At 38.7% G+C, this 1,334-nt stretch carries 2 protein-coding genes; both read left to right on the forward strand.

Annotated elements, in window-relative coordinates:
• Window positions 1-30 precede the first annotated feature (30 nt).
• Complete coding sequence (locus tag ACFIKE_RS10670) at window positions 31-810, forward strand: alpha/beta hydrolase (RefSeq protein WP_375649871.1); 780 nt, start codon at window positions 31-33, stop codon at window positions 808-810.
• 31 nt (window positions 811-841) lie between these two features.
• The coding region (locus ACFIKE_RS10675) for a YgjP-like metallopeptidase domain-containing protein (protein WP_375649874.1) at window positions 842-1,334 on the forward strand (493 nt) is incomplete at its 3' end.

Raw genomic sequence — 1,334 nt, forward strand, 5'->3', positions numbered from 1 at the left:
AAGAAATCGTTTTATGGAGGATAAAGAATTATGGATCAAAATATTCCTTGTCAGTTTTTTTCGTTTGAGAACACCGCTCTTGCAGTACGCCATCGCAAGGGGCGCCAATCTCTAGGTTTGGTTTGGCTTCCTGGCTATCAATCCGATATGTTGGGAAGTAAGGCAACGTTGGTTGACCAGTTTGCTCAGAAGAATGATTTGTCTTGTTTACGTTTTGATTACTCTGGACATGGAGAATCTGAGGGTGATTTTTTTCAAGGAACAATTTCGCGTTGGGTTAAGGAAAGTTTAGCGACTTTTGAAACCTATTGTGAGGGTCCACAAATTTTGATTGGTTCTTCTATGGGCGGGTGGATTGCGCTAAGGCTTGCTATGATACTAGCACAGAAAAATAAGAAGCTTGCTGGTATGATATTAATTGCTCCAGCACCTGATTTTACACAAACATTGGTGGAACCAAAATTAGGCCCAGAAGAATGGAAGATTTTGGAAGAAAAAGGCTATATTGAACGACCTGCTGTTGATGATACAGAGCCAATGCCCTTTACAAAAAAATTAATTGAAGATGGGCGCGAAAATTGTGTTATGAAAGGATGCATTGATGTTGGGTGTCCAGTCCATATTCTACAAGGGATGGAAGATGAAGATATTCCCTATCAACATACATTGACTTTACTTGATCATTTGCCTCTCCATGATGTAACATTGACACTTGTTCGTGATGCAGATCATCGTTTTTCTCGTCCACAAGATTTAGATTGCCTTGAAACAGTATTGAGATCTTTTATTAATCAGATTAATGCAAAATAAGGGGTACATTTATTGATGAAGATAAAAATATATGAGCATTTCTAAACAGCATTTTATTTTTTCTGATCGCTCTGTACCTGTACGGGTGCGGGAAAATAAGTATGCGCGCCGTCTTACCTTACGTATTGATACCAGCAGTCAAGAGATTTGTGTAACAACACCACCAGCGATAAGTCTCTGTACGATTCAAAGTTTTATTGAAAAGCATCGATCTTGGATTGAGGCACGTCTTGCTCGTATACAAATCTCTCATGAAAAGGCTTATCTCAAAGAGGGGGCAATGATTCCTTTATTAGGTGTTTCCCATACCATAAAGCATAGAGAAGGGCGTGGGGTAACAGAAATTATTACAGGGGATGCAGAACAAAAACCTCAAATTATTGTTTATGGTCTATTAGAATACCTCCCAAGACGCATTGCTGACGTTTTGAAAAAACAAGCAGCACTTATTATAACACCTTTGGTGGCACATTATGCCCATAAAGTAGAGCGTAAAGTCAAATCAATTTGTTATAAAGATACGA

It is taken from the genome of Bartonella sp. MU70NMGDW, from assembly GCF_042194085.1.
GTDB classification, from domain to species: domain Bacteria; phylum Pseudomonadota; class Alphaproteobacteria; order Rhizobiales; family Rhizobiaceae; genus Bartonella; species Bartonella grahamii.